At 67.3% G+C, this 19,251-nt stretch carries 18 protein-coding genes; 8 read left to right on the top strand and 10 right to left on the bottom strand.

All coding sequences use genetic code 11. The features are described from left to right. Positions 1 to 273: 273 nt before the first annotated feature. On the bottom strand, positions 274 to 693 hold the full coding sequence (locus H9Q09_RS03625; protein ID WP_024349494.1) for a hypothetical protein: 420 nt from the start codon (positions 691 to 693) through the stop codon (positions 274 to 276). Between the two features lie 292 nt (positions 694 to 985). Then, entirely contained in the window at positions 986 to 3,685 is a 2,700-nt protein-coding gene (mutS, locus tag H9Q09_RS03630) for a DNA mismatch repair protein MutS (RefSeq protein ID WP_187389924.1), read from the bottom strand. Positions 3,686 to 3,851: 166 nt separating this feature from the next. Between mutS and H9Q09_RS03635 the strand changes: the two genes are divergently transcribed. After that, positions 3,852 to 6,131, top strand: a complete 2,280-nt coding sequence (locus tag H9Q09_RS03635; protein ID WP_187389925.1) for an NADP-dependent malic enzyme — start codon at positions 3,852 to 3,854, stop codon at positions 6,129 to 6,131. Positions 6,132 to 6,413: 282 nt separating this feature from the next. Beyond that, entirely contained in the window at positions 6,414 to 6,695 is a 282-nt protein-coding gene (locus H9Q09_RS03640; RefSeq protein ID WP_024349491.1) for a hypothetical protein, read from the top strand. Between the two features lie 54 nt (positions 6,696 to 6,749). On the opposite strand, the gene H9Q09_RS03645 is transcribed toward H9Q09_RS03640, so the two are convergent. From H9Q09_RS03645 to H9Q09_RS03665, 5 genes are all read right to left on the bottom strand, one after another. Then, a complete protein-coding gene (locus tag H9Q09_RS03645; protein WP_246716002.1) occupies positions 6,750 to 7,580 on the bottom strand; it encodes a GNAT family N-acetyltransferase in 831 nt (276 codons plus the stop codon). Positions 7,581 to 7,896: 316 nt separating this feature from the next. Then, positions 7,897 to 8,889, bottom strand: a complete 993-nt coding sequence (locus tag H9Q09_RS03650; RefSeq protein ID WP_187389927.1) for an MDR family oxidoreductase — start codon at positions 8,887 to 8,889, stop codon at positions 7,897 to 7,899. Between the two features lie 69 nt (positions 8,890 to 8,958). Continuing rightward, positions 8,959 to 9,465, bottom strand: coding sequence for a signal peptidase II (lspA, locus tag H9Q09_RS03655; RefSeq protein ID WP_024349488.1), 507 nt, complete (start codon positions 9,463 to 9,465; stop codon positions 8,959 to 8,961). Next, positions 9,462 to 10,337, bottom strand: coding sequence for an RNA methyltransferase (locus H9Q09_RS03660; protein ID WP_187389928.1), 876 nt, complete (start codon positions 10,335 to 10,337; stop codon positions 9,462 to 9,464). The genes lspA and H9Q09_RS03660 overlap by 4 nt, the downstream gene beginning before the upstream one ends. Further along, positions 10,330 to 11,415, bottom strand: coding sequence for a class I SAM-dependent methyltransferase (locus tag H9Q09_RS03665; protein WP_187390139.1), 1,086 nt, complete (start codon positions 11,413 to 11,415; stop codon positions 10,330 to 10,332). The genes H9Q09_RS03660 and H9Q09_RS03665 overlap by 8 nt, the downstream gene beginning before the upstream one ends. A 162-nt stretch (positions 11,416 to 11,577) precedes the next feature. On the opposite strand from H9Q09_RS03665, the gene H9Q09_RS03670 reads away from it, so the two are divergent. Next, positions 11,578 to 12,054, top strand: a complete 477-nt coding sequence (locus H9Q09_RS03670; protein WP_187390140.1) for a carbon monoxide dehydrogenase subunit G — start codon at positions 11,578 to 11,580, stop codon at positions 12,052 to 12,054. A gap of 83 nt (positions 12,055 to 12,137) precedes the next feature. Here the strand turns inward: H9Q09_RS03670 and H9Q09_RS03675 are convergent, their stop codons facing one another. The 3 genes from H9Q09_RS03675 to sppA form a co-directional block, all read right to left on the bottom strand. After that, positions 12,138 to 12,506 carry a LapA family protein gene (locus H9Q09_RS03675; protein ID WP_187389929.1) on the bottom strand — a complete coding sequence of 123 codons (369 nt, stop codon included), beginning with the start codon at positions 12,504 to 12,506 and terminating at the stop codon, positions 12,138 to 12,140. 261 nt (positions 12,507 to 12,767) lie between these two features. Then, the gene (locus H9Q09_RS03680) at positions 12,768 to 13,049 is read right to left on the bottom strand and encodes an integration host factor subunit beta (RefSeq protein ID WP_009211062.1); all 282 of its coding nucleotides are present in this window, start codon (positions 13,047 to 13,049) and stop codon (positions 12,768 to 12,770) included. Positions 13,050 to 13,146: 97 nt separating this feature from the next. Next, positions 13,147 to 14,124, bottom strand: coding sequence for a signal peptide peptidase SppA (gene sppA / locus H9Q09_RS03685; protein WP_187389930.1), 978 nt, complete (start codon positions 14,122 to 14,124; stop codon positions 13,147 to 13,149). Positions 14,125 to 14,190: 66 nt separating this feature from the next. Between sppA and lptC the strand changes: the two genes are divergently transcribed. The 5 genes from lptC (at position 14,191) to raiA (ending at position 19,219) form a co-directional block, all read left to right on the top strand. Then, the gene (lptC, locus tag H9Q09_RS03690; RefSeq protein ID WP_246715986.1) at positions 14,191 to 15,144 is read left to right on the top strand and encodes an LPS export ABC transporter periplasmic protein LptC; all 954 of its coding nucleotides are present in this window, start codon (positions 14,191 to 14,193) and stop codon (positions 15,142 to 15,144) included. 3 nt (positions 15,145 to 15,147) lie between these two features. Next, the gene (locus H9Q09_RS03695; RefSeq protein ID WP_187389931.1) at positions 15,148 to 15,765 is read left to right on the top strand and encodes an LptA/OstA family protein; all 618 of its coding nucleotides are present in this window, start codon (positions 15,148 to 15,150) and stop codon (positions 15,763 to 15,765) included. 95 nt (positions 15,766 to 15,860) lie between these two features. Further along, positions 15,861 to 16,619 (top strand): LPS export ABC transporter ATP-binding protein, encoded by a 759-nt coding sequence (gene lptB, locus H9Q09_RS03700; protein WP_024349481.1) that lies wholly within the window; start codon positions 15,861 to 15,863, stop codon positions 16,617 to 16,619. 262 nt (positions 16,620 to 16,881) lie between these two features. Beyond that, complete coding sequence (gene rpoN, locus H9Q09_RS03705) at positions 16,882 to 18,393, top strand: RNA polymerase factor sigma-54 (RefSeq protein ID WP_187389932.1); 1,512 nt, start codon at positions 16,882 to 16,884, stop codon at positions 18,391 to 18,393. A 250-nt stretch (positions 18,394 to 18,643) separates the two neighbouring features. Further along, positions 18,644 to 19,219, top strand: a complete 576-nt coding sequence (raiA, locus tag H9Q09_RS03710; RefSeq protein ID WP_024349479.1) for a ribosome-associated translation inhibitor RaiA — start codon at positions 18,644 to 18,646, stop codon at positions 19,217 to 19,219. Positions 19,220 to 19,251: the final 32 nt, after the last annotated feature.

The following is a 19,251-nucleotide window of genomic DNA, read 5'->3' on the forward strand; positions in this document are numbered from 1 at the left end:
CGTTCACTTAGATGATTTCAATTCTCTGCGTCGCCGGATACATGAAATATCCCGTGGCGCCGATTGATCCCGATTTAAGCACTGTATCGCTCGACAAAAGTGCCGGATTGTGAACAGTCCGTGGTCGAAATTCATTCTGGCTGAAATGGAACCCGATTGATGTCACGCCGGTGTGAACGAATGACCCGACGAGCCTGCAGAACGCAGAAAAGGGCCGCCCCTTTCGGGACGACCCTTTCAATGTGCTGCCCGCTAGAGTGCGGACGAAGCAGATTACTTGATGACGTTGGTGTTCGAGCCGTCCTGCAGCGCCTCACCCTTCTGGGTCTTGGCACCTTCCTCGGGCGAGAAGGTCGCGCCCGAACCCGGGATCAGCACGTCATCGCCGTTCTCCGGCGTGGTGGACGACGTGGTCATGCCGTTGTCCTCGGCGACATCGTTGCGCTCCTGCGCTTCGGCCGTCTCGGACTGCGTCTCGCTACCCGGCACGATGGTGGCCTGGGTGTCGTTGGCTTCCGGCGCCATGCCGGTCATGCCGTCGCTCTCGGCGACGTCGTTGCGCTCGGCAGCGTTGTTCTGCTCGATCACGGTTTCCGAACCGGGGATCTTCGGCGTGGCGTCCTGCGCCAGTGCACCAAAGCTGAACACCGAGGTACCAAGAAGGGCGGCGGTAAAGATAGCAGTCGTCTTCATAAGAAATGCCTTTCGTATGAGTATCAGTGTGAACACATCCGACGATGGCGTCGGTAAATTCACGATCGGCACAACAACGGCGCCCATCCCTGCCGGTTCCACACAAATCGACAGACCCGCCCGGGCCCGGATCACGAAGATGAGATGAGGCTGTCATGAGCGACGGGTGCGTGCAGCGGGCCGAACGCCCGCTGGGTCGGGGCGCACGGGGTCTCCCGCAGCTCTGCACCCGAAGGCACGGGAGCTGCCCAAGCCACCGCCCCATGCGTCAATCTGTCATGCAGCGGCGAATTCAGCCTTGCGGCTTCGCCAATCCCTTCAGCCGGTAAAGCTCTTCCAGCGCCTCGCGGGGCGACAGGCTGTCCGGATCGACCTCGGCCAGGGCGTCACGCAGGGCCGTATCGGCCGGCCGCTCCGGCGGCTCGCTCCGGCGCACGACCGCCGAGAACAGCGGCAGGTCGTCGACGAAGGCACTGCGCTTCTCGCCCTGCTCGCCGCGTTCGAGCTGGATCAGCACCTGTCGTGCCCGCTCCACCGCCTGCGTCGGCAGCCCGGCGAGCTTGGCCACCTGGATGCCGTAGGAGCGGTCGGCAACGCCGGGCTTCACCTCGTGCAGGAAGATGACCTCCCCTTCCCACTCCTTCACCCGCATGGTGGCATTCTTCATCCGGCCAAGCCGGGCCGCGAGAGCCGTCATCTCGTGGAAATGGGTGGCGAAGAGCGCCCGGCAGCGATTGACTTCGTGCAGGTGCTCGACGGCGGCAAATGCGATGGACAGGCCGTCATAGGTTGCCGTGCCACGGCCGATCTCGTCGAGGATGACCAGCGCCCGCTCGCCGGACTGGTTGAGGATCGCCGCCGTCTCGACCATCTCGACCATGAAGGTCGAGCGCCCTTCGGCGAGATCGTCGGAAGCCCCCACCCGGCTGAACAGACGGTCGACGATCCCGATATGGGCGCGGGTCGCCGGCACGTAGGAGCCGATCTGGGCGAGAACGGCCACGAGGGCGTTCTGGCGCAGGAAGGTCGACTTGCCGCCCATGTTCGGCCCGGTCAGCAGCCAGATCGCGCCGGCGTCGGCATCGTCGGGCGGCGACAGATCGCAGTCATTGGCGACGAACGGGTCGCCGCTTCCCGCCTTCAGCGCAGCCTCGACCACCGGATGCCGGCCGCATTCGACGTGAAACGCCAGGCTGTCGTCGACGAGCGGCGCGGTCCAGTCTTCGGCCACCGCAAGCTCCGCGAGAGCCGCGGAGACGTCGAGCACCGCCAGCGCCTCGGCGCCGCGCTGGATCGCCTCGGCGCAGCCGACGACGGTGTCGGCCAGACGGTCGAAGGTCGCCAGTTCGATGCGCAGCGCCTCGGAGGCCGCGCCCGCGATCCGGCTTTCGAGTTCGGACAGCTCGGTCGTCGTGAAGCGCATGGCGGAAGCCATGGTCTGGCGATGGATGAAGCGGGCGACGCCCTCGCCTTCGGTGAGGGCCTTCGCCTGTCCGTCGCTGACCTCGACGAAATAGCCGAGCACGTTGTTGTGCTTGATCCGCAGATTGCGAACCCCGGTCTCGGCGGCGTAGCGCCCCTGCAGTTCGGCGATCACCCGGCGGGAATTCTCGCGCAGGGCGCGGGCCTCGTCGAGTTCGGCGATGGCGCCCTCGCGCACGAAGCCACCGTCGCGCTTGAGCAGCGGCATGTCGTCGGCCAGCGTCGCGGCCAGCGGCTCCAGGCAGTGGCGCGGCAGCGCCGCCAGAGCGGCGGTGGCACGGGCGAGTTCGGCCGGCAGATCGCCGTCGAGGCTGGCGGCGATCGCCAGCCCCGCCTGCAGCCCGTCGCGGATCGCGGCAAGGTCGCGCGGACCGCCGCGGCCCAGCGACAGCCGCGACAGCGCCCGCTCCGTGTCCGGCAGTCCGCCCAATGTCGCGCGCAGGCGCTGGCGGGCGGTCATGTCGGCGATGAAATGCGCCACCGAGGCCTGGCGCTCGCGGATCGCCGCCGGATCGGTCAGCGGCCCGGCAAGGCGCCCGGCGAGGAGCCGGCCGCCGGCCCCGGTCACCGTCCGGTCGATGGTGGCGAGGAGACTGCCCTGCCGCTTGCCGGAAATGGTGCGGGTGAGCTCCAGCGAGGCGCGGGTCGCCGGATCGATCTGCATGAGCGAGCCGGGCGCGATGCGCTCGGGCCGCTGCAGGGCGGGGCGCGCCGCCAACTGGGTCTTGCCGAGATAGGCGATCAGTGCCGCGCCGGCGGCCAGCTCGACCCGCGAGAAACCACCGAAGCCTTCCAGCGTCGCCACGCCGAAGAACCGGCACAGTCGCTCTTCAGCGGTGGCGCCGTCGAACAGCGCCTGGGGCTCGGGCCGGGCCGTGCGGCCGAAGCGGCGCAGCAGCGGCTGCAGGGCCTCGTCGTGGAACACGGGATCGGCGACGACCAGTTCGCTCGGCTCGATGGCGGCGATGTCCGTGGACAGCCGCGCCATGTCGGTCTCGGCCAGGCGAAAGCTGCCGGTGGAGAGATCCGCCCAGGCCAGGGCGAAGGTCGCGCCCGGTCCGGAGCCGCCGAGCCGGGCCAGTGCCATCAGGTAATTCGGCCGGCCGGGCTCGAGCAGGGTCTCCTCGGTGATGGTGCCGGGGGTGACCAGCCGCACGACATCGCGCCGGACGACGGACTTGGCGCCGCGCTTGCGCGCCTCGGCCGGGTCCTCGACCTGTTCGCAGACGGCGACCCGGTGGCCGAGGGCAATCAGCTTGTGGAGATAGTCGTCGGCCGAGACCACCGGGACGCCGGCCATCGGAATGTCGTCGCCCAGATGCTTGCCGCGCTTGGTCAGCGTGATGCCGAGGGCGCGCGAGGCCTCGACGGCGTCGTCGAAAAACAGCTCGTAGAAATCGCCCATCCGGTAGAACAGGAGACAGTCGGGATTGGCCGACTTGATCTCGATGTACTGCGCCATCATCGGCGTCGGAGGCGGGGTCGCCGCGGCGTCCGTTTGCGCTGTCATCGCTTCGATCGTTCTCTTGCGTCCTTGTCGTCCGGTCGGTGGCAGAGGGGCCGTATGGGGCGTGGGAACACGTCCCGCGCCGGCCGCCAAGCTTCCCTTGGCATAGCTTTGCGGGTATCGCGATGGAAGAGGAGACACCAACAATCCCAAAGGGAGGGGCACCAGCATGCTTGATAAACCGGGCCAGCGTCCGCCATCCGTGACCGACCAGGAAGCCCTGGACTTCCACTCGCAAGGCCGTCCCGGCAAGCTCGAGATCAACCCGACCAAGCCGATGGCGACCCAGCGTGACCTGTCGCTGGCCTATTCACCGGGCGTCGCGGTTCCGGTCCGCAAGATCGCCGAGGACCCGGAAACGGCCTTCGACTACACCGCCCGCGGCAACATGGTCGCCGTCATCTCCAACGGCACGGCGATTCTCGGCCTCGGCAATCTCGGCGCGCTGGCCTCCAAGCCGGTGATGGAAGGCAAGGCCGTGCTGTTCAAGCGCTTCGCCGACGTCGATTCCATCGACCTGGAGGTCGACACGGAGAATGTCGAGGAGTTCATCAACTGCGTGCGGCTTTTGGGGCCGTCCTTCGGCGGCATCAATCTGGAAGACATCCGGGCGCCCGACTGCTTCGTCATCGAGGAGCGGCTGCGCGAGCTCATGGACATCCCGGTGTTCCATGACGACCAGCACGGTACCGCGATCATCGCCGCCGCCGGCCTGATCAACGCGCTGCACCTGACCGGCCGCGACCTGACCTCGACACGGCTGGTGGTCAACGGCGCCGGCTCGGCGGCGATCGCCTGCGTCGACCTTTTGAAGGCGATGGGCTTTGCCGCCCGCAACATCATCGTCTGCGACACCAAGGGCGTCATCCATCGCGGCCGCGAAAGCGGCATGAACCAGTGGAAATCGGCTCATGCGGTGGACACCGACCTGCGCACCCTCGCCGAGGCGATGGACGGCGCCGACGTGGTTTTCGGCCTGTCGGCCAAGGGCGCGCTGACGCCGGCGATGGTCGCCTCGATGGCCAAGAACCCGGTGATCTTTGCCATGGCCAACCCCGATCCGGAGATCACCCCCGAGGAGGTCGCCGAGATCCGCTCCGACGCGATCATGGCGACGGGCCGGTCGGACTATCCCAACCAGGTCAACAACGTCCTCGGCTTTCCCTACATCTTCCGCGGCGCGCTGGACGTGCGGGCCACGACCATCAACGAGGAGATGAAGGTCGCGGCGGCCGAAGCGCTGGCGGCGCTCGCCCGCGAGGACGTGCCCGACGACGTCGTGGCCGCCTATCGCGGCCAGCGCCCGCAATTCGGGCCGCGCTACATCATCCCGGTGCCGTTCGATCCGCGGCTGATCTCGGCGATCCCGCAGGCCGTGGCGAAGGCCGCCATGGACACCGGCGTCGCCCGCCGCGCGATCGGCGATTTCGAGGCCTATGACAAGGAGCTGCGCTCGCGCCGCGACCCGATCGTCTCGACCCTGCAGCGCATCTATGACGGCGTGCGCCGGGAACCCAAGCGCGTCGTCTTCGCCGAGGGTGAGGAGCCGCAGGTGATGCGGGCTGCCCTCGCCTATGTGAACCAGAATCTGGGCACCGCGATCCTGCTCGGCCGCGAGGCCGAGATGCGCGAGACCGCCCGCGAGGCCGGCATCGACCTCGAACGGCCGGGGCTGGAGATCATCAATGCGCGGCTGTCCAACCGGGTGGAGGCCTATACCGACCTTCTCTACAGCCGGCTACAGCGCAAGGGCTATCTGCATCGCGACTGCGTGCGGATGATGCGCAACGACCGCAACCATTTCGCCAGCGCCATGGTCGCCACCGGCGATGCCGACGCGATGGTGTCGGGCGTGACGCGCAACTACCAGACGGTGCTTGCGGACGTGACCCGCGTTCTCGATGTCGAGCCGGGCCATTGCATGATCGGCGTCTCCATCGCCCTGTGCCGCGGGCGCACCGTGCTGGTCGCCGACACGGCGGTGCACGACATGCCGAATGCCGAGGAACTGGCCGACATCGCGGTGGAGGCCGCGGCCATGGCCCGTAAGATGGGCTACGAGCCGCGGGTGGCGATGCTGGCCTATTCGACCTTCGGCAATCCGCCGGGAGACCGGGCGCAGAAGGTGCAGGATGCGGTCCGCATCCTCGACAGCCGGAATGTCGATTTCGAGTATGATGGCGAAATGAACGCCGACGTGGCGCTGAATGCCGAGATCATGGAGCAGTACCCGTTCTGCCGCCTGTCCGGCCCGGCCAACGTCCTGGTCATGCCGGCCTTCCACTCGGCCTCGATCGCCACCAAGATGCTGCAGGAGCTCGGCGGATCCAAGGTGATCGGACCGCTGCTGGTCGGGCTCGAGCGGCCGGTGCAGATCGTCTCGCTCGGTGCCCGGGATTCCGACATCGTCAACATGGCGGCCATCGCCGCCTATGACGCGATCGGCTGATCGACACGACGGGCCGGGGCGGATCGGATGCGCCCCCGGCACCAATGCGTTCACCCCTCGGTGCGTTGTAGCGCCGACCGGTTCGGGCCATTTGCGGATTGTCAGCCTGCGTTCATCGAAGGCATGCTAGTTCGGGCATCTTGCAGGCGGAGATCACTCGGCCGAAGATGTCACCGTCGGCTGACGGGGCACGGATCGGCGTCTGCGGGCGCTGCCGCTCCGTGACAATGCCGTTCACCTGCCGATCGTACCCGGCAGGCCATCGCCTGAGGAAGTCGAGTCATGCCGAACACCATGCAGATCGCAGTCGCAGCTCTCCTGGCGATGACGCTGGGCGCCGCCGCGCAGGGCAGCGACGAAAAGGTCAATGTGCTGCAATACGCGCTGTCGCATCCGTCGGACAACGCCCAGATGCAGCGCCCCCCGGCGCTCGGCGATTCGGTGCCGGCAAGCGTCAACCTGCAGCAGGCCAACGGCAATACGAGCTTTGCCTATTTCTACTATGCCGGCCAGCCGGTCATCGTCGACCTGAAGACCCGCAGCATCGTGCGGATCGGCGAGTAGCAGCCTCCCGCCGCCGGAACGCGGCGGCAAGACACGAGGGCCCGGGGCCGCCGCTCAGGCGGCGAAGCGGCCCGCATCGGCGCCGTAATGGCCGATATAGCGCGGATTGATCCGTTCGCGCGGCAGCACGACGAGAACGTCGGTGGTGCCGAACTGGTGGTCGACCACTGCCCCTTCCCCGATATAGCCGCCGAGGCGGAGATAGCCCTTCAGGAGCGGCGGCATCTGCGCCAGCGCCGATCGCATGTCGGCGATCTCGCCCATGTCCGGGAAGAACGTGCCGCGATGGGCATGGGCGCGCACGGCCCATTCGGCCGGGGCCGGGGCGTTCTGCTTCAGGAAGGCCAGCGGGAGCGCCAGCGCCTTGGTGTCGGTTCCGGCCAGCGAGGCGCAGCCGAACAACACGTCGATGTCGTGGGCGAGGACATAGCTCCAGATCCCCTGCCAGAGCAGTTCGACGGTGCGCTTGCCGCGATAGTCCTTGAGGACGCAGGAGCGTCCGAGTTCGAGAAAGCGCTTGCCGGAATGGCGGGCAATCATCGGCGCGATGTCGAATTCCTGCGCCGTATAGAATCCACCGGCCAGTTCCGCCATCTCCGCCCGCATCAGGCGGTAGGTGCCGACGATCCGATTGGTCGTCGAGCCGCCGCGCTTGTGATCGATCACCAGAAGATGGTCGCAATAGCGATCGAAACCGTCGCTGTCGCGCCGCGTCATCTTCTGGAATTTCGACGGCTGGGCGCTCATCTCCTCGTAGAAGACGCGATAGCGCAGCTGCTGCGCCGCCTTGACCTCGGCCGAGCTGCGCGCGAGCCGCACCTCGAGTTCGCCGATGCGGCCGAGGATCGGGGTCGCGGGGTCGAAGCTGATCGGCACCCGGCGCATCTTGGCGGGTACGAAGCGAAGGGCGACATTGCCGAAATCGAACGCCGCAGGACGCGGGGTCACGGCGGATACATGTCGGGTCCCGTCCACGGTCATCGCAACTCTCCCTCGATCCCCATGCCATCCACGCGGTACAAAGCTTCGGCGACGTTTTGATGACCGGCGCCCTCGCCCGTCACCTCTCTCGCGCCTTGAGGATACGCCCGAAGGCATCCTCCCGGGACAAACTGCGCGGTTTTGACCACCCGTCGCCTCTGCCGTCGGACCGTCCAACGGCGCGGCGATCCGCCGAAAATGGCGTCGCCGCGGCCCCTTATCAACTCATGTCGACGACGACACGCCCGCGGATCTGGCCGTCGATGATCTTACCCGCGGCCTCCACGATACCATCAAAGTCGATATCGGTCGCGATCGCTCGCAGCTTGGCCGGATCGAGATCCTCGGCCAGCCGCTTCCAGGCCTGCATCCGCCGCAGTTTCGGCGCCATGACGGAATCGATGCCGAGCAGCGAAACCCCGCGCAGGATGAAAGGCGCCACCGATGCCGGCAGATCCATTCCCTGGGCGAGGCCGCAACAGGTGACGACACCGCCGTAACGGGTCGCCGCCAGGACGTTGGCGAGGGTGTGGCTGCCGACCGCATCGACGCCGCCGGCCCAGCGCTCCTTGGCCAGCGGCTTGCCCGGCTCCGACAGTTCGGCACGGTCGATGATCTCGCTCGCGCCCAGATCACGCAACCAGCCGGCTTCCGCCGGGCGACCGGTCGAGGCGATGACGGTCCAGCCAAGCTTCGACAGCAGCGCGACCGCGACCGAGCCGACACCCCCGGAGGCACCGGTGACGACCACCGGTCCGGCCTGGGGGCGCAGGCCAGCATCTTCCAGCGCCATAACCGACAGCATGGCGGTGTAGCCGGCGGTGCCGATCGCCATGGCGTCCTTGGCCGAGAAGTTCTCCGGCAGCGGCACCAGCCAGTCGCCGTTCAGCCGTGCCCGCCCGGCAAAGGCGCCGTGATGGGTTTCTCCGACACCCCAGCCGTTGAGGACGACCTTGTCGCCCTCCTTCCAGTCGGCATGGGTGGAGCGCAGCACAGTCCCGGCGAGGTCGATCCCGGGGATCAGGGGCCAGCGGCGGACCACCGGGCCCCGGCCGGTGATTGCCAGCCCGTCCTTGTAATTGACCGTCGTGGCCTCGACCGCGACGTCCACGTCGCCGTCCATCAGCTCGTCCACCGACATCTCGACGATATCGACCGACTGCTTCTTTGCCTCGTCCCGCGATACGCGGATCGCCCGGAATGTCTCGCTCATCCTGCGCTCTTTCCGTTCCCTGTGATCGCTCGCCCTGCCTTATCTGACAAAGGGCGCACGTCGGGGTTGTCAATCGGCGGCGCCGTCCGTCCCGGCCTTCGCCCGATCGCGGCGCGGCTGCAGCACGAACTCGTCGAAGAGGATCACCATCGCCCCGACGGTGATGCAGGCATCGGCCAGGTTGAAGATGGCGAAGGCCCAGACCGGCGTGTGGAAATAGACGTAGTCGACCACATAGCCGAGCAGGACGCGGTCGATGAGATTGCCGATCGCGCCGCCGACGATGATGGCGAGGCCGAAATGGGTCAGCCGCCGGTCCGCCGGGGTTTTGATCCAGAGGATCATCACCACGACCAGAACCACGCCGGCCAGAGCGGCGAGCCCGACATCGCCCACCCCGGAGAACATCGAGAAGGCGATGCCATCGTTGCGGGCGTGGTAGATCGCCAGGAACGGCAGCAACTCGATCGCCTCGCCGAGGGCCATATTGGCGACCACGAGCGCCTTGATCATCTGGTCCGCCATGACGGCCAGCACGACGATCAGGATGTTGAACAGAACGAGGTTGCGGCTCACAGCGTCAGCGCTCCACGCCGCGCCTCGAACAGCATCACGCCCGTCGCGACCGCCAGATTGAGGCTGTCGGCGCGGCCGGACTGGGGAATGCGCACCAGCACGTCGCAGCTGCGCGCGAGCGACGGCGTCAGGCCGGCCTGCTCGTTGCCCATCAGCAGGATCGTCGGCTGGGCGCCGTATTCGGGTTTGCGGTAGTCGACGACGCCTTCCATGTGGGTGCCGGCGACGAGGCCGGAAAAGCCCTTGCGCCATTCCAGGAACTCGGCCTCGCTCGCCTTGGCCAGCGGCACGGCGAAGATCGAGCCCATGGTCGCCCGCACGGTTTCCAGCGAGAACGGATCGACCGTCTCGCCGATCAGGACGACGCCCGACGCCCCCGCGGCATCGGCAGTTCTGAGGACCGTGCCGAGATTGCCCGGATCGCGGACGCGGTCGAGCGCGACGATGACATTGCGGCCCGACACGTCGAGCTTGGCCAGCGGCGTCAGCCGGCGACGGAACACGCCGACGGCATTCTGCGGATTGTCGCGGCGGGTGATCGCCTCCAGCACCTTGGCGTTGGCTTCAAGGACGTCGCCGCCCAGCGATACGGTCCGCGCGGCGGTCTTCTCCAGGAATTCGTGCCCGGCGGCGGCACGGGCGATGACCAGCGTCTGGATCTCCCAGCCCGCGTCGAGCGCGTCGCCGACGAGCTTCAGCCCTTCCGCGAGGAACAGGCCAGTCTCGTCGCGATGGCGCTTCTGGGCCAGCGCTCGGATGTCCTTGACGATGGGGTTGGAGACGCTGGACACCTCCTTGACCCGACCGGGGGCGCGGGTCGGGGCAAAATGCCGGCCGTCACCGGTCTCGGGCGGGCGCGAGCGGTCAGACATCGGGGGCACTCCAGCGGGAAAACAGGGATGTGGACAGGACCCGCGGCTCGGCGCCGTCCTCGCGAATGACGAGTTCGCCGGATGCGAGGTCGCCGCCGAGACCGCGCATGGTCTCCCCCATCAGCGCCGACAGGGAATAGAACGAGGCGCGGATGGAATAAGCGGTGAGGATCACGAAGAGCGGCTTATCGGACAGCAGCGCCCGGGTCAGCGACAACAGATACGGCAGATCCTCGAAGAGCTGCCAGACCTCGCCCTTGGGACCGCGGCCGAATTTCGGCGGATCGAGCAGGATCGCGTCGTACTGGCTGCCGCGCTTGATCTCGCGCTCGGCATAGCGGACGGCGTCCTCGCAGATCCAGCGGACCGGCCTGTCGCCGAGCCCGGCCATCTCCTGGTTCTCGCGCGCCCAGCCGATCGCCTTCTTGGAGGCGTCGACATGGGTCACATCGGCTCCGGCCCGGGCCGCCACCAGCGAGGCGACACCGGTATAGCCGAACATGTTGAGCAGCCGGACCGGCGTCTGGCGCGCGCGGTTGGCCTTGCGGATCGCGTCCTCGGCGAAGGACCAGTGGGCCGCCTGCTCGGGAAACACGCCGACATGGCGGAACGAGGTGAAGCGACCCTGATAGGACAGCCCGTCATAGGTCAGCGGCCATGTCTCGCCGAGCGGCTCCTTCGGGAAACGCCAGCGGCCGGTGCCTTCCTCGTCCGTGTCGCCGGTGAACTCGGCGTCGGCATCCTGCCACCGGGCCGGATCGCGCGGCTCCCATATCGCCTGGTTCTCCGGACGGCGCACCAGCAGCGGTCCGTAGCGCTCGAGCTTCTCGCCGCGCCCTGAATCCAGCAGCGCATAGTCAGGCGTCGCCGCCACCGTCAGGATCAGCGGGCCGGATTCCGGCGGCCGTTCGCCCGTCGGCGCCGGCAGGTCCAGCCGGGTCACCGCAGGCGGCTCGACGCGCGGGGCCTTAGCCTCGGCCGTCTGACCGGCGGGCGATGGCGCGCGCGTGCGCTGCCGTCCGGCGCCGGTGTCCTTGACCTGCGCGGAGCCCGATTTTGCCGCGGCCTTGCGGCCCATCCGCCGTGCTCGCGCCAAGACGAGCCTCCCTGCCTGTTTGTGTAAACGCGCTCCTTAGCGGTTCCGCCCCATCTTGGCAAAGCGATGCAAAACGTGGTCGTTAAGGACGGCATCAAGCTGACGGGGCCTTCGCACGCCCCACCCACCAGGGAGGAACTGTCGATGGATCTCAAGGGCGAATACCGGCTCCCGGCCCGGCGCGAAGCAGTGTGGGCGGCGCTGAACGACACCGACGTTCTGCGCGACTGCATTCCCGGCTGCCAGAGCCTGGAGATGACCGGCGAGAACGAGATGGCCGCGACGGTGGTGACCAAGATCGGCCCGGTGAAGGCGAAGTTCGAGGGTCAGGTCCGGCTGGAGAACATCGAGGCTCCGCAGAGCTATTCGATCGTCGGCGAAGGCAAGGGCGGGATCGCCGGCTTCGCCAAGGGCGGCGCCGACGTGCATCTCGCCGAAGACGGCGACGAGACGATCCTCACCTACGACGTCAAGGCGCAGGTCGGCGGCAAGATCGCCCAGCTCGGCGGCCGGCTGATCGATTCCACCGCCAAGAAGCTGGCCGGCCAGTTCTTCGACTGCTTCGCCGAGAAGGTGTCGGGGCGAGCCAGTTCCGCGGAAGGCACGACCGAGGCCGTCTGAGGGGCGATCAGGCCCGACTTCGCACGGGACAATGGCGAGGCTGATTTCGATCGGCCTCGCATGCGCCGACGGTCGCCGCCCGATCAGGCGGCGCGGGAGGTGACCAGCGTGGTCGACGTGCCGGAGGCCTTGGCGCGCTCTTCCTGAAGATGACGCAGCTTGGCCTCGTTCTCGCTCGCCTCGCGGCGCAAGCGCTCGACCTCGTATTTCCGCTTCCAGGATTTGCGCCGGTAATGGGACTGGGTCAGCCAGGTGCCGATGCCGCCGAGCACCACGCCGAGGATCACCGCGCCCAGAAGCAGGATGAAGAGCGGCGCCGAGAAGGCGAGCTGCGGCAGGGTGCCGATCGGGTCGAGCGAGACCGGAACCGCCTGCCGGTTGGCCACGCAGAAGACGATCAGCACGATCGCGATCGGCACGAGAATGATGAAGGACAGGATTTTCGAGATCATCAGACGTCGCCCCAGATGCTGTTTTGTCGTGCGCCCGGATCGAACGGAATCGATCTCCCGGTCGATGCAGGCCATTGCCAGTGACTGAAGATGGGCCACCGCCGGTTCGCGTCAATCACCCGGCAGCCTCGGCGCGCGCCGACCGGAGGCGCCGCCCGGCCAGTCGCGGCAGCGAGACACGGATCGCCCCGGTCTAACCTGTACGGTTTCTGTCAGCGGATCGCCCTCGCCCCCACGAGGTTCCGCCGACCGAACGCCGCATCAGTCGGCGTTGAGGCGCTCGCGCAGTTCCTTGCCGGCCTTGAAGAACGGCACCCATTTCTCTTCGACGGCGACCGCCTCGCCGGTGCGCGGATTGCGGCCCGAGCGCGGCGGGCGATGCTTGACCGAGAAGGCGCCGAAGCCGCGCAGCTCGACCCGGTTGGATTCGCACAGCGCGCCGGTGATCTCGTCGAAGATCGCGTTGACGATCGTTTCCACGTCGCGCTGGTAGAGATGTGGATTACGCGTGGCGATGGCCTGCACGAGTTCCGACTTGATCAAGCGACTGCTCCCCCTGAGCACGGTTTGAGATGCCCGTCTCCGCTCGACCCCAATCGGAACGGTGGGCAGTGCGCGACAATCCAGTTGTTTCCGCCACTTAACGCAGCGAGGACGCACCGCCCAAAGGCTGCCAGAGCGACACGAGACCGTCAAGGTGACCGGCCTTGCGAAGCACGGCGGTGGTCAGCGAGCCCGACCGGGGATCGAGGCCGAAAACGCCGTAGATCGCCGCCCGGGCACCGGCGAACATCGAGAAGTCGAAGCCGTCATCCTTGGGCTCGCGGTCGACGATGACCAGATCCCTGGCAATGCCGCGGTCCTCTTCGAACCAGCGGCGCACCTCGTTCTCGCCGCCCAGTGCGTCGACCAGCCGGTTCTTCAGGCCCTGCTGGCCGCTGAAGATCGAACCGTCGGCAAGGGCTTTTGCCTCCGCCATGCTCATGTCGCGACGCTCGGCGACCAGCGCGACGAACCATTCGTAGGTGTCCATCACCAGCCGGTTGATCATCTCCTTGGCCGCCTCCGGGGCGGGTGCGAAGGGCGACGGCTCCGCCTTCAGCGGCGCCGACTTGATGGCATTGACCTCGACCCCGACCGTCTCGAGAAGCTGCGAGGCATCGACATACTGGAAGATGACGCCGATCGAGCCGACGATGGAGGTGCGACGGGCCACGATGTGATCGGCGCCCGAGGCGATCATGTAGCCGGCCGAGGCCGCCAGCGTGCCGACTTCGGCCGCCACGGGCTTCACTTCGGCGATAGCCCGCACCGCCTCGTAGATGGATTCGCCGCCGACCGTCGTGCCGCCCGGGGAATCGATGCGCAGGACCACCGCCTTCACGGCGTCCTCGTCCTTCAGCCGATCGAGAAGGTCGAGCAGCTTCTGGTCCTCGAGGATCATCCCCTCGATCGAGACGCGGGCAATCTGGTCCTTGGAAGTCGCCATGCGGTCGGCCGACAGGGCGTAGGCGCCCGCAGCGATGGCAATGGCGACGATCACGATGGCGGCGACGCGCCAGAAACTGAGCTTGCGGCGCAGCCGGCGACGGTCGATCAGATCCTCGATCGCGGACATGGTGCTCTCCGTGCGAGCGGACGCCCAGTCGCCCGCGCCGCGAGGGTTACAGCATCACTTGTGAAGATGGAATCGGTTTTCCGGGCGCAACGCCGCGATCCGGCGGCCGGTATGCCTCGACGGCCCGCCGGACCGTCCCCATATGGCGGCGACCGGCGTCCCGGCATACGAACAATTCACATTTTACGGATACTGCTGGACGCGTATCTCGGCCGGACGCAAAAACCCCGTATTGCTGTGCAGGATGCGCGAACCGCCCTCGCGGCGCCGCAACGGCAGGCAGGGAGCGATGGCACGCAGAGGACGAAATCGATGGTAGACAGCGACCATCCCCAGTTGCGTGCGGCCCAGCTCGGGGATCGCGCCCGCACACCTCCCGCGTCACGGGCCTCGCACGAATTCGCGCGGGCCCGGCGGCATTCGCGGCTCGTGCGCATTCTGAAGATCGGTTTGCCGGCCCTCGCCGCGATCATCGTCGTCGGCGGCATTGCCGTGACCTGGGTGGCGCGCAGCCTGCCGGAGGATTTCTCCGTCACCGGCACCTCCATCGAGGACGGTCGCATCGTGATGCAGGATCCGCGGATGTCGGGAATCGACGGCAAGAACCGCCCCTATGAGCTGGTCGCGGAACGGGCGATCCAGGCACTGGGTGGCGGCGGCGTCGATCTGGAGACGATCGCCGCCAAGATCGCCATCGACGACGAGACATCGGCCAATATCGAGGCCGCCTCCGGCAAATACGATCCGAACGCGGAAACCCTCGCCCTCGACGGCGGCGTGCGGGTCGAGACCACCAACGGGATTACCATCAGCCTGGCGGCGGCCGACATCGACATTGCCAGCGGCGCCTTGCAAGGCAAGGGTCCGGTCCGGATCGAAACCCCGGAACAGACCATCGAGGCGAGCTCCCTGAACCTGACAAATGGCGGCGACGTCATTACCTTCGGCGGACGGGTGAAGATGTTGCTGCGCCCGGACAAGTCGTCGCAAGCCCTGCAACAAGCGTCAACCAGCGAGTAGTTCATGCCAAGCATCATTCCCCGCAGCGCGAACATCGCCGGCGCCGTCCTCCTCGTCGGGCTTGCGCTCGGTGCGCTGGCGCCTGCCAAGGCGCAGCAGACCGAACCCGGCCTCGGCAAGAGTTTCGGAGGCCTGCAGGTCGACGGCGACCAGCCGATCTCCATCGAATCGAACCAGCTGGTCGTCGACGACGCGAAGGCGGTCGCGACCTTCACCGGCAACGTCCAGGTCGAACAGGGCGAGACGGAGCTGCGCACCGGCCGTCTCGTCGTCACCTACAAGAAGGACGAGACCGGCGGCAGCCAGCCCGCCGGTGGCGGCGGCCTGCCGGGCGGCTCGAACCAGATCGAGCGGCTGGAAGCCAGCGAGAAGGTCTATGTGAAGTCGGCCGATCAGGTCGCCACGGCCGACCAGGCCGATTTCGACATGGGGACCCAGATCGTGGTGATGCGCGGCAATGTCGTTCTCACCCAGGGCCAGAACGTCGCCGAGGGTTGCCGGCTCACCATCCAGATGGACACCGGGCTCGCCCGGCTGGAAAGCGCCTGCGACGGCAGTGCCGAGACCGGCGGCCGCGTGCGGCTGATGCTGACGCCCGGCGCCGGGCAGGCAACGAATTGAGGCTGGCGTTGAAACGTCAGCCCGCCACCGCGGCCATGGCCCATGCCGAGCCGGGCCCGCACCCGGCCGCGCCGACCTATGGCCTGCCGCACGGGATGGGCGACCTTGAAGGTCTCCATCCGGATGCGGCCGAGGGCACGCTGGCGGCCGCCGGCCTGACCAAGAGCTATCGCGGCCGACGGGTCGTCGACGATGTCGGCCTGCTGGTCCGGCGCGGCGAGGCGGTCGGCCTGCTCGGCCCGAACGGCGCGGGCAAGACCACCTGCTTCTACATGATCACCGGGCTCGTGCCCGTCGATCAGGGCCGCATCATGCTCGACGGCCACGACATCACGACCGTGCCGATGTATCGGCGCTCGCGGCTCGGCATCGGCTATCTGCCCCAGGAAGCGTCGATCTTTCGCGGCCTGTCGGTCGAGGACAACATCCGCGCCGTGCTCGAGGTGGTGGAGCCGGATCGCGACGTGCGCGAAGAGGAACTGACGGCGCTGCTCAGCGAGTTCCACATCGATCATCTGCGCAAGCAGGCCTCGACCTCGCTGTCGGGCGGCGAGCGGCGGCGCTGCGAGATCGCCCGGGCCCTCGCCTCGAAACCCACCTTCATGCTGCTGGACGAGCCTTTCGCCGGCGTCGATCCGATCGCCGTCTCCGACATCCAGCAACTGGTCCGGCATCTGACCAAACGCGGCATCGGCGTGCTCGTCACCGACCACAATGTGCGCGAGACGCTGGGTCTGATCGACCGCGCCTACATCATGCATGCCGGCGCGGTGCTGACCCACGGCAAGCCGCAGGAAATCGTCGACAATCCGGATGTGCGCCGGTTCTATCTCGGCGACGAATTCAGCTTCTAGCCGGTCCCTGCACAATCTCTGCGCAACCGCCTCCCGGCGATTGCGCCGGTCGACGGGCCGTCGATTCCGGAACCACCGGGACGCGCGCAATCGCACGCCGCAACCGCGCCGCGCGACGCCGTGGCGCGATCGAACTCACATTGACAACGAATGCGGCAAGCCGCTTTGATGGCCGGTAACGGGCCGCGTGATCGATGCGGTCCCGACCGGGGGCGCCAATCGTCCCCACCAGCAGTCCGCACTGGGGAGTGTCTCGGCGTCCATGGCTCTTTCCGCCAAACTGCAGATGCGGCAATCGCAATCGCTGGTGATGACGCCCCAGCTGCTGCAATCGATTCGGCTGCTGCAGTACTCCAATGTCGAGCTGGCGGCCTATGTCGACGGCGAAATGGAGCGAAATCCGCTGCTTGCCGCGGGCACCGCGGAGGCCTCCGGCCGCCCGGGTGCGGAGATGGACACACCGACCGATTCGCCCGTGCTGCTCCAGCCTCGCGAAGAAGCGGCCGCTGGCACGCAGATCACCGGCTCGGAAAGCGACAGCGCGGCCTTCGAGAGCGGCTTTGCCGGGCGCGAGGACGCCGGCGACCGGCCGGAGCGAACCGCCCCTATTGCCCGCGGCGAAGGCCGCATCGCGGCCTCCGATCATGATTTCAGCGTCGAGGATCTGGCCGAGCGGCGGCCGTCGCTCAACGCCCATGCCCTTTCGGAGGTGCGCGACGCAGTGTCGGCCGGCCCCGCCCAGAAGATCGGCGAAGCGATGGTCGAGCATCTCGACGAGAGCGGCTATCTGCGCCTGTCCTGCGACCAGCTTGCCACCGATCTCGGCGTGACGGTCACCGAGGTCGAGGCGGTGCTGACGACCATCCAGAGCGAAGCGACGCCGGCCGGCCTGTTCGCCCGCGACCTTGCCGAATGCCTCGCCATCCAGCTGCGCCGCCGCAACCGCTTCGACCCGGTCATCGCCGCCGTGATCGACAATCTCGACCTTCTCGCGCGACGGGACTTCGCGGCGCTGAGGCGGCTGACCGGCGAGGACGAATCCGGCTTGATGGACATCCTGGCCGAGATCCGGGGCCTCGACCCCAAGCCCGGCCACGCCTTCGACCACGAGGGCTTCGAGTCGATCGTGCCCGACGTCCTCGTCACCGAAGCGCCGGACGGCGGCTGGCAGGTGGAACTCAATCCCGACGCCCTGCCCCGGGTGCTCGTCGACAACAATTATCTGCGCACCGTGCGCAGCGGCGGCTTGTCCGACGACGACCGCGCCTTCATCGGCGAATGCCAGCAATCGGCCAACTGGCTGGTGCGGGCGCTCGACCAGCGGGCCAAGACCATCGTCAAGGTCGCCAGCGAGATCGTGCGGCGGCAGGACGGCTTCCTGACCCACGGCATCGGCGGATTGAAGCCGATGACGCTGATGGCCGTCGCCGAGGCGATCGGCATGCACGAATCGACCGTCAGCCGGGTGACGGCGACCAAGTTCATCGCCACGCCCCGCGGCACCTTCGAGATGCGCTTCTTCTTCACCGTGGCGATCGCCTCGGCCAATGGCGGCGACGCCCATTCGGCCGAAAGCGTGAAGCACCGCATCAAGCTGCTGATCGATGCAGAAAGCCAGGGCAAGGTGATGTCCGACGACGACATCGCCGCCATCTTGAAGAAGGAAGGCATCGATCTGGCACGCCGCACCGTGGCCAAGTATCGCGAGGCGCTCGGCATTCCCTCTTCGATCCAGCGTCGACGCGAGATGAACGCACGGCGGCTGGCCTCCTGATGGCGGTTCGCCCCACGGACTCACCGGCCCGACGAGACCCCTGCGCAGGTGCCTGCGACGGGTCCGTCGGGGCTGCGTTGACACTCCAGGCGATCCTCCCTAGAAGGCGCCACTTCTCGAGCCCGGAGGGCAAGATGCCCGCTCATCCCGCAATTGCGACGACCGGACGGCATCCAACTCCGGCCCGGCGCGTTTCTGTCGACCGGTTCACGAAACCGGGTCAACTGTCATTGCAAGGGAGTTTCCAGCCATGACACTGCGTATTTCGGGAAAGCACATGGACATCGGCGACGCGTTCCGCACGCGGATCGGTGATCGTCTGAACGAAGCGGTCGACAAATATTTCGACGGAAATTTTTCCGGCACGGTCGTCGTGTCGAAGAACGGTTCGCGTTTCTCGACCGACTGCGTGGTGCATCTCGATACCGGTGTCGTCTTCCAGGCGGCGGGCCAGGCCCACGAGCCGGATGTGAGCTTCGCCGAGGCCGCCGAGCGGATCGAGAAGCGGCTGCGCCGCTACAAGCGGCGCCTGAAGGACCACAAGGCGTCCTCGACCGAGCATCGCGACATGGCCTATTCGGTGATGGCGGCGATCCCGGAAGAGGAAGAGGAACTTCCCGAGGACTTCTCCCCGGCGATCATCGCCGAAACCACGCTGAAGGTCGGCACCCTGTCGGTCGCCGGCGCGGTGATGGAACTCGACCGCCAGGACAGCCCGGTGGTGGTGTTCCGCAATGCCAAGTCCGGCGACCTGAATCTCGTGTTCAGGCGTGCGGACGGCAATTACGGCTGGGTTGATCCGTCGACCTACGCAGAGCGGGCGTGAGCGCCACACAAGGTTCGGCGCTCACATTCACG

Source organism: Aurantimonas sp. DM33-3, assembly GCF_014334315.1.
In the GTDB taxonomy this organism is placed as follows: Bacteria; Pseudomonadota; Alphaproteobacteria; order Rhizobiales; family Rhizobiaceae; genus Aurantimonas; species Aurantimonas coralicida.